The organism is Bartonella sp. AA9NXGY, assembly GCF_042196845.1.
GTDB lineage: Bacteria > Pseudomonadota > Alphaproteobacteria > Rhizobiales > Rhizobiaceae > Bartonella.
Genome location: NZ_JBHIRB010000002.1, coordinates 259,744 through 268,839, shown reverse-complemented (window position 1 = coordinate 268,839; position 9,096 = coordinate 259,744). Strand labels below are relative to the sequence as shown.

The window sequence follows — 9,096 nt, the reverse complement described above, 5'->3', positions numbered from 1 at the left end:
TACCCTGAATTGTGTAAGTTGGTGCTTTACCATTAGATACATCTGCACCACCACCAAAATATTGTGATGTATTTTGACTTACACTTGCAACGTCCCGATTAACCTGCTCCAACTGCGCAAAATTCACTGCATCATCAGGTTCTTCCCCAGCTGCCACTCCTGTAATCTGCTTATTGCCAGCATCAATACCATCCACAGTTATTTTAGCCCCATCCGCAAACAAAATGCCATCATCACTGATAGAGCTTCTCCCAGCGGTAACTCGTTCCACTGTAATATTATTAGCTAGATCAAATGTTACATTATTGTTTTCCTCACCTTTTGTAATCTTAAGGTTGTCACTTGCAGCCGACAAATCTACAGTATCTTGTACACCAACAGCTTTAGCATTTTTACCTCCAACAGATAGTGTCCAACCTTGGTCTACGTATTTTTGTAATGATTTTAACTGTGCAACATTAACGGCATCAGTGTCGCCACTACCAGCTGCCACTCCTACAATCTGGCGCGTTTTTTTTGATTTAGCATCACCAACACTCACTGCACCTAGCGTACTCGCCCATATCATGTCGTCAGAATCTGAAGGGCCTTTAGTTAAAGAATTATACCCGATAGCGCCAGCAGCAACATCAGCCACAGACTCGCTCCCAAGAGCAACACCCTTATGCTCAGTCGCTCTTGCATCTGAACCAATCGCTATCGAAAGATCTGTTTGAGCTTGAGCACCATAACCTATAGCAATTGCTTTTTGTCCACCTGCAAGTGATTTGTTACCGAATGCAATACTATCAACGCCTTTTGCTTTTGCACGCCCACCAATAGCAATCGTATTGCTTGCTACTGCTTCAGACGCAACCCCTATAGCAATACTTGCTTGTCCACCTGCAAGTGCAGCAATACCAAAAGCTTGTGATCCCCCAAACTTTGCAGTTGCAGCCGCTCCAAATGCTGTTGAATAATGCCCCGTTGCGGAAGATCCACACCCAGTTGCAAAAGAATACACACCATAAGCTTCAGGCAGAACATTTGAAAGACCACCGGTTGCTTTTCCCATATATCCCCCCTTACCGGTCAGACCATCATCAACCCAATTAAGCTGAACCTTCGCCCAGTTAAAAGGACGCTTGCCATTAATCTCTTTATTCATAGAAACTCTTTCATATAGTTCCTCTGCAGTGATTTGGTTATTAGTACCTTGATTGCTTCCACCACGATCAACAACATTAAACACACCACAGTAATCCTTATCGCCAGCTAATACAATACTGCCATGGCTAGCGTATTGATAAGACACGCTAGGACCACTTGTACTTTGAACTTTATCACCTGTTATCGCAAGATTTGCAGCAACCACAGGAGAAACACTCGACAAGAGCGCCGCTATAACTGTTCCCAATGAAACAGCTTTAATCAAATTTGGTGTTGAATATTTTTTCATAATACCCCCTCATAACAATAGATTAAAAACACAAAAAAGGTGTGTTCTAGAGCTTTCTTATTTCCCTTGCGTGTTCCTGCTTTTACAGCGTGTTTTAGGACATAAATAAAATTAAGACGTAAGCTGTTGTTTCTGCAACGCCTTTAGAGGGTAATTAGGGGTAGGTTCGTGAAAGTCAATTTGAGGAAGGTAAAAAAATACTTAATATTAGAATGGATTTCATTTTTCTATCAAAGGTTGTGTGTCGTTTTTAGCTTTGATCTCTTTGAAAAAGGTATAATTTTTGTGCCTATTGATCATCCGCTTAGGCATCAGTTTATTTTTCGTGAATAAGCTCTTTTATTTCATTAGAGGATTTATGAAAGCTTTTTACTAAAATGCCCCATCTATATCCTTACTCATGGTAATGTGTCTCGTTGCTGTATCCTATTTTACAAAAATACTCACTGCTACTTGTTCTTTTATTCCCTTCAGTTGTGAAAAATTCACTGCATCAGTATTGCTAGTTCCTTCTGCAACATTTGTTACTTTTTTACTTGCCGCATTAATATTACCGGTGGTTATTTGCGGGACATCAGTAATTACTAAGCCTGTTGCATCGACTTTTCTTTTCTCTCCTAATGTTATGCTTTTCAATGCTATATCATTAGCCAAACCAAATATGAGCTTATTTTCATCGTCCTTATCTCTTTTAACCCTGAAGTTACTTCCTCCAGATGAAAAATTCATTGTACTATCTAGCACCCATATCTTTAGCTGCCTCACCAGAAATAGACAGTTTCCAACCTTTTTTTCTTACGACTTCTTCTAAATCCTGCAACTGTCTAAGGTTCACTGCATCGGCAGGTTTGCTACCAGCTGCTACACCTATAATTTGTCGCGTTATGTTTTTACTAGGAACACCAATACTTACTGCAAATTTCGTACTTTTCCATTGAGATTCGGTGTTTTTAGCCGGTCCTTTCAGAAGAGACGTATACCCAAAAACGCCATCAGCCCTACCGGACACAGAGTTGTTCTCAATAGCCCCCCATCAACCGTCACTTTAGAATAAGAACCTAAAGCGATACTTCCAACCCCATTTGCTTTTGAATAGAAGCCCATAGAAATAGCTTCTTGAGCAAATGCATATAGCACGGAATGACCAAGTGAAATCGAACCATATTCTAAAGCTTTAGAAATAGCTCCCACTACTGTTGAATAATCACTCTTCGCAAGTTGTATAATCATTTTCCCCGTATTCGCTCTTCTTATTATATTCACTACCTATTGCGATACTGCTTTTCTCTAAAGCGTAAGCCATATTGCCTACAGAAACGCTTCATTCTTTTTCCGTTTGCGCTCCACTACCCTAAAGCAATACTTGTGTTTGGAGTACGTTGCATATCTGTAGATCGTTGCATTATAAAGCATACGTTTAAAACTATACGAAAATAAAAGCTAAAACTGTCTTCTTTTAATAAAGGGTATATTCGTATTTACATTTCTTGAAGCATTTTAATAAATCAAAATAATAGCAATCAATTTTTTAAATCTTTACCATTAAGGTCTTTTATTCTCAAAAAAAGTTGTCATAGGCTTTTTATATTCGGATTTTATATAATTACGGGTGTTTTATACATTTAGAATAGCTTTAGAGAACTCTGGAAGAAAGTAAAAAATTTGCCCTTTTCTTCAATTAAGAAAAAGGCAAATCAATTTTATGGATTTAGTCGTTTATTAGTTGAGTATCACATTAACCCCTGTACTTATACCCCAGTGACCTCCAGAAGTGGTAATTGACAAGTTGGAACCAATATCACCGTTCTCTGAAGTATAACCTGCACCAAAAGCAAAAGCAGATTGACTACGCCATAAACCACTACCAAATGCGATTGTTAATTTTCCAGGAATATCACTATAGCGTAAACCAGCTACCGCTAAACCAACAGCTGCTGCTTGTCTTGCCTCTTTTCGAACATCCTCAACAGCATAACTTAATGTCGAAAACTTCATATCCGTATACGAATTAGCCTCACTAACTCCATCTTTTACAAGATGAGAAACTTGCTCATCCGTATACTTATTGGCATTTTCAAGTACAAAATCCATCTTATCTTTTAATTGACCGCCATTAACCGCTTCTTTCGAATCCTTTTCAATCTTTCCATCGGCTACATTGGCTATTAATACTGGAGAACTGTCATCTCCACCAACTAATGTAACTTTATTGGTCTTTTTGCCCGTTTTTTTATCTTTATCGTATTGTACAGATCCCTCCGTAACTTTATTTTCAATATCCTTGACCTGATCTGTAATCATTTGCTGAGTTTCCCAAAGCTGTCCTCCATTCACAGCTTCTTTTGAATCTCTGTCTACCTTGCCATCCTCTACATTGATAATCTTACTTGGACTCTTAACACCCTGAGCATCAACATGAGATGCATCATAGCTTCCTTTTTCTTCATTCCAATTCAGACTATTCGAAGAGGTACCTTTTTCAACTTCTTTTATACGATCGTTGATAGTGCTCATGCTGTCATTAACAACATCAAATGCTTCAGAGACATTATTACGCTCCTCTTTATCACCTTTCGTACCATCCTTATTAAAGACCTGAACGGCGAATTTTGGTCCTTGCCAGTTTCCTTCCTTATCATAACCAGCTCCTCCACCAAAATATGAGGCAAATGTCTGTTGAAGAGTATAAATCTGACCACCATTAATCGCATCAGTCGAATCTTCTGATATCTTTCCTTTCGCAAGGAACGTGATCTTGCTGTTTTCCTTTTTACCTTCTTCCTCATGCTGTGCTACAAACGCACCTGCATCATCACTCCACAACAACGCATTTTGCTCAATGTTGTCTGAAATCTCATTATGAAGATTCTTGAAAACCTTATTTACACCGGCAAACGCGGCTGCAATGCTATCATAATCCTCCTCTACAAAGCTTCCATCTTCTTGGAAAGTCATTATCTTGAAACCTGGAAGGACCCAGCCATCACCATCATACTTAGCATCACCACCAAAATACTTTGCTAGCGACTGATTCAGATCATAAATCTGTCCACCATTAACCGCATCACTCGAGCCTGATACTATAGAGCCAGCCGCAAGTGATGTGATCTTGCTTGCTTTTCTGTCATCACCTTTCCCATGCAGAGCGACAAAAGCTTTGTCACCATCGCTCCAAGATAAAGAATCTTGTGCAACTCCCTCTGAGACCTCCTTAATGCGAGCGTTCACATTCTTGATATTGTCATCAAGCCCTTTAAAGGCAGAACCAACATCGGTATGCGGTTTATCTGTTACTTCACCACCTTTATCAATACTAGATAAATTATAAGTTGGCCCTTTAAAAGCACCATCCTTAAATTCAGCATCTCCACCCAACAATTTTGCTATATCCATTGAAAGAATGTGAACTTGTCCTCCATTGATAACATCCGTTGAGTTTTCCGCAATCGATCCGGCGGCTACATTATGGAGCGCAACAGGTGTAGCATCCTTCCCTTTCCCAAAAGTTACATTTGTATAATCAGTTTGATTATCTGTTGTTTTATCGTAAAGAACAACAGAAGAACTATCCGACAGAAGGGTATCAGAAAGATCCTTCAAACCTTTATCAAATTGTTCTTTGTTCACAGCTTCATTGGCTTTTTCTGCTGCCTTTACACCAGAAAGAGTTCGATCCTTACCACCCTTGTTTGCGATATTGATTTCACTACCTTCTACTCCTTTACCAATGTTGATAACATCTTCATTTTTCGTAACAAGCAAATTACTGATTACATCGCTGATCGCAGTTTGAACCTTTGTGAAAAGTTTACCCACACCTGAAAATGCATCTGATACATTCTTATAGCTTGATTCAGCTTCAGTGCCATCATCATTGATAATTTTGAGCTTAAAATCAGGAACTTTCAATTCCCCATCCTTATATTCAGCGTCATCAGAAAAATATTTTGCAACCTTATCGCCCAGTGAATAAAGTTGAGAACCATTTACGGCATCCATCGATTCTTTCGTAATATCTCCTACAGCAAGCGATGTGATTTTACTTGCCTTTCTGTCATCACCTTCCCCATGCTGGGCAACAAAAGCTTTGTCAGCATCGCTCCAAGATAAAGAATCTTGTGCAACTCCTTCTGAGACTTCCTTAATGCGAGCATTCACATTCTTGATATTGTCATCAAGTCCTTTAAAGGCAGAACCAACATCGGTATGCGGTTTATCTGTTACAACACCTTTTTCATCAATATTCGATAATTTATACTCTGGTACTTTAAAGTTTTTGCCATCAAAGGATACATCTCCACCTAAAATTTTTGATAAATCCTCAGTGATTGCATGAAGCTGATCGCCATTAATCGCATCACTCGAAGCTGATATTATAGAACCAGCGGCAAGTGATGTGATCTTGCTGTTTTCCTTTTCTCCATCTTTTTCCCCATGCTTGGCTACAAAGGATTGTTCTTTACCATCCCACAACAGAGCATCGCCTTGGACAGATTCTTTGATATTCGTGACTTTGTCATTAAAATCATTAACGATGTTCTGCACATTCTTATTCACACTCTGGAAATTCTTATCAATTCCGTCAAAGGCTTCCGCTACATTATTGTAGGTTTTTTCTTCAACTTCAATTTCATTGCTCTCTAAGTTGAAAACTTTGAGTTTGAAGGTTGGTTTGTTCAATACGCCATTCTCATACGTAGCATCGCCGCCAAAATATTCTGCAACTTTGTTGCCCAGTGCATAAAGCTGGGAACCTGTTATAGTTTCGTGCGAATCTTTCTCTACCTTACCATCAGCAACATTAACAATCTTGCTCGCATCCTTCTCACCATGAGCAGCATTGTAGGCACCATCATCACCTACACTGCCATCCCAATTTAAACTATTCGAAGAGAGGTCATTTTCAAATTCCTTTATACGAGCATTCACATTCTTGATATTATCATCAAGTCCTTTAAAGGCAGAACCAACATCGGTATGAGATTTATCTGTTACTTCACCTTTTTTATCAATATTCGATAATTTATACCCTGGTACTTTAAAGTTTTTTCCATCAAAGGATACATCTCCACCTAAAATTTTTGATAAATCCCCAGTAATTGTATGAAGCTGACCACCATTAACGGCATCTGTCGAATTTGTGCTAAGATCTCCACCTGCAAGACCTGTTATTTTTTTACCTGCAGCATCAATACCATCCGCTATTACTTTGGGACCATTTTCAATAGTTAAGCCCGTTTTATCTAAAGTGATGTCTTTTAATTTTACACTGTTCAATGTGACATCTTGTGCCAAATCAAATGTTATTTTTTTGTCTTTATTGTCTGTTGTATCACTATTTTTAATCTCAAAGTTTTTGCTTCCAGAAACCAAATTTAATATATCACCCGGCTGAAAGTTTGAAACAGCCTTATCATTAAGAGAAAGTGTCCACCCTTGTGCTACAAATTCTCTTAATTTTTTCAGCTGTGCAATGTTGACGGCATCAGTGTCTGCATAACCCGCTGCCACACCTGTAAGCTGTCGTGTTATCTTATTCGGAGTATCACCAACACTAAAAGCTCCTTGAGTGCTCTTCCATATCACACCATCATCCGTTGACTGGCTCCCTATGGAAGGATCATAGCCAACTGCGGACACTGAGTTACGAGAAACAGATTTATAACCCACAGCAACACCACCCTCAGGAAGTACTTGTACATTTGAACCTAATGCCATACTATTTTTAGCTGTTGCAGCTGAAAGTCCACCTAATGCAATACTATTTTCACCAGATGCATTTGCAAAACCACCTAATGCAATACTATTTTCACCAGATACATTTGCAGAACCACCTAATGCAATACCATTGTTAGCAGTTGCACTTGAAAGCTTACCTATAGCAATACTTTCTTGCCCACCTTTTCCCTCACTGGCAGCAATTGTAATGCTCTCCGTTTCGGCGTGCCATTTAAAGACACTATCATCGGCAGCTTTTTTAATCTCATTGTGAAGATTTACATAAGACTTACCCACACCCTCAAAGGCTTTGGCTACATTTGGAAAACTTTCTTCTTCCATCTCATTCGTCTCAGGATTTAAAGTTTTAATTTTGAACTCTGGATTATCCCATTGACCATTCGTAAATTTAACACCACCGCCTAAATATCCAGCTATATGGGTAGCTACAACATTCAACTGACTACCATTTGCCGCCTCTTGTGAATCTGCACTAAGATCACCAGATGTAACGCCCATTACCTTTTTATTTCCAGCATCAATACCACCGGTGGTTATTTTCGGACCATCAGTAATTACTAAGCCCGTGGCATCGAAGGTATTTGTACCTGCTTTTAAGCTTGTTAACGTAATGTCTTGAGCCAGATCAAATTTTACTTTATTGTTATCTTCGCCCTTTGTAATATTTAGGTTGCTACTTCCTGCGGAAAAATCTACCGCGCTATCCATAAGAACGGTTGTAGCATTTTTATCTCCAACAGAGAATTTCCAACCGTTTTGTCTTACAACTTGTTCTAAGTCCTGCAACTGTCTAAGGTTCACTGCATCGGTAACATTAGAACCAGCTGCTACGCCTGTAATTTGTCTGGTTATACCCTTACTATAATCACCAAATGAAACTGTTCTCTCTTTTTCATCAGAACTATCGGTTAGAGAAGAGCCGATTGCAATGCTATTTTTAGTATTTCTACTACTACCAGCTAAAGCAGTTAAGCCGATAGCAACCCCTTGGTCAGCCTTCGTCTGCGCTACCTGCCCGAAAACAATAGCATCATGCGCTTCTCCCTGAGCTCGTTCACCATAAATAAGAGGATTACCCAAATCCTGACTGCTAGTTATCTGATCTCCCTTTACAACTCTTGGAGTTAAAGCTGCTCTTGTTATTTTTTTACTTCCAGCATTCATATCAATTGAACGTATCGAATCGCTGGTTTCTGCCAAAACATTCACTATAGGACTATAATCACTTACACCAGTAAGAGTTTTGGTTAAAAAATTTTCATAGTCATCAGCAGCACTTACCTTGGATGTCAAAGCAACATTCAGCGCTGTTAAATAATTTTCCTGTGATGAACTAGAAGAATCCAAATCATTCGAAAAAACAGGGGAAATACTGGCTAAAAGTGCCGCTATTGAAGTCAAGGATAGGACTTTAATAAAAGGAAAACGAGAAAATTTTAAATTGCTCCCTGCTAATTTTGTATATAATTTTTTCATAATGAACTCCCCAATGAAAGAAATAACTATAAACACAAAAAAGACACATTTAAACGCTATTAGGTCCCCTAAAATTGGTTTTTCTAAACGTATTCAAAAATTTAGTACCTGACTGAAAAGATAGAGAAGTTGTGTTTTAGGTTTTATGGTTAATGCGTTTTGCTCTTTTACATTTCCTAAGAAAGTAAATTTTTTTGTGGTGATTGGTTTTTTTTAACCTTTAAACTTATTGGTTGTTTTTTGCAAGGGGTAGAGTTAATTTAGCATATTGTTTTATAGCTTCTTCCAGTAAAGTTGAAATACATTTGAATGGAGATTTTTGTCTTAGTAGAAAGCTTTTTAATAGATTTGTAGAGAGCAAAAGGTTTTTTTATCTGTAGAGTGCTACAGATTTTTCAGATTTAAAAATTAAAGAAGAAAATAATAAACTTATAATTTATGAA

The 9,096-nt window shown here is 38.3% G+C and carries 4 protein-coding genes and 1 pseudogene; all 5 read right to left on the bottom strand.

Translation table 11 applies throughout. The features are described from left to right. Nucleotides 1–1,438: pseudogene (locus ACFIM6_RS02180) on the bottom strand (hypothetical protein); the annotation flags it as partial. A 426-nt stretch (nt 1,439–1,864) separates the two neighbouring features. After that, nucleotides 1,865–2,167 (bottom strand): hypothetical protein, encoded by a 303-nt coding sequence (locus tag ACFIM6_RS02175; protein ID WP_375611461.1) that lies wholly within the window; start codon nt 2,165–2,167, stop codon nt 1,865–1,867. Between the two features lie 4 nt (nt 2,168–2,171). Continuing rightward, nucleotides 2,172–2,447, bottom strand: coding sequence for a hypothetical protein (locus ACFIM6_RS02170; RefSeq protein WP_375611460.1), 276 nt, complete (start codon nt 2,445–2,447; stop codon nt 2,172–2,174). After that, nucleotides 2,402–2,668 carry a hypothetical protein gene (locus ACFIM6_RS02165; RefSeq protein WP_375611459.1) on the bottom strand — a complete coding sequence of 89 codons (267 nt, stop codon included), beginning with the start codon at nt 2,666–2,668 and terminating at the stop codon, nt 2,402–2,404. The genes ACFIM6_RS02170 and ACFIM6_RS02165 overlap by 46 nt, the downstream gene beginning before the upstream one ends. Before the next feature lie 489 nt (nt 2,669–3,157). After that, a complete protein-coding gene (locus ACFIM6_RS02160; protein ID WP_375611458.1) occupies nt 3,158–8,653 on the bottom strand; it encodes a YadA-like family protein in 5,496 nt (1,831 codons plus the stop codon). Nucleotides 8,654–9,096 lie beyond the last annotated feature (443 nt).